The following is a 1,234-nucleotide window of genomic DNA, read 5'->3' as shown; positions in this document are numbered from 1 at the left end:
ACATGTTTTTCGGCCCTCTATGTCCCCCTGCTAGGGTTTCGCCAACTGATTGAGATCATGAATCGGTTTCCAGGAGCCATTCCCAACCCGGAGAATGCTCAGGATTTTCAATTTTCATCTGCCTAGAGTGATTGAAAAGCGGTAGGAACGACGCCAAATGCTCTTACCCATGCCCAAAGTTATGCTCTAGATTGTATCCCTTCGTCTTGAGGGTATTGTTGTTTTCATTTTCGACCTTCCATCGTGCTCGTGCGGACAAAACCAGCGCCTCAACGTTCTGATGTTCAATGAGGTAATGGGTGGCCCACGCATTCTGATAGATGATCTGCCCATCGGCATTCGTAATCGTCAGTTCACACCAATTGACCAATAATGCGTCGTCTCCATCTTTAAGCGGAACCTGATTGAGATAACGGTAGGTATAGGTGAGCGTCGTTTTACCTCTACGGTGTTCTTTGACCAAGGTTGGCAATGCAATCCCCTCTAAATGCTCATAAAGGGTGGCATGAGAACTGGGTTTACACGTCAAAATAAAGTTGAAGTGTTGGGCTAAAAGGGCTTCACACAGGGGCTGATGGCAATACAAATCATCACCCAATAGGGTTACGTTCAAATGACGGTACCGCTTGCCATATTGGGCCAACCATCGTTTGGCCGCAGCCGTTTCGCAGTCTTGTTTATCATGACCATCCTGAGGAATAACAAATTCTGGGACTAATGAAATGACCTCAGAGCTGCCAGGGCAGACAATGACTGGAGTCACCACAGTATGGAAGTAATGAGGTTTACCTGATTTGAGGGTGCGGCTTGAGCAATGAGGGCAATGAATCGTCTGTGAACTAAAGTATTCCGTTCCATCCATCGCTATCAATACGGTGTCGTCGAAGGAACGAAAACGAGATAGAGTACCACGTTGCTCTAGCTGCTGGAAAATCTCATCAAAGACCGGAAAGAGGGTTTGCGGAGTACAAGGATCGAGTAACGTCCGAATTTGGTTGTCGCTGGGTATTTTATGCACTCCAAATAAGCTTTGCGCGTTACTACGGCCTTTGGCATCGGCCATCTTCTTTTGATGCTCCAGAAAGGATGGACTTTGGGTAAAAAAGACCCCAAATGCACTCAGGCCAGCATCTTCCATCGTATAGCTGGTGTTTTTCCCTGTACGATTGTCTGGTAGGGCTGCTAATGTTTGGCGTAATGTACTGACCACTGAATCAAACCACCCTGATGTGGG

The 1,234-nt window shown here is 47.1% G+C and carries 1 pseudogene; it reads right to left on the bottom strand.

Features of this window, described 5'->3' with window-relative positions:
* Window positions 1-166: 166 nt before the first annotated feature.
* Window positions 167-1,210, bottom strand: a pseudogene (locus F6K13_RS33900) (ISNCY family transposase); the annotation flags it as partial.
* Window positions 1,211-1,234: the final 24 nt, after the last annotated feature.

Origin of the sequence: Okeania sp. SIO2B9, from assembly GCF_010672505.1 — a bacterium.
GTDB classification, from domain to species: Bacteria; Cyanobacteriota; Cyanobacteriia; order Cyanobacteriales; family Microcoleaceae; genus Okeania; species Okeania hirsuta.
The sequence above is the reverse complement of the archived record's forward strand: the minus strand, read 5'-3'. Positions and strand labels throughout refer to the sequence as shown.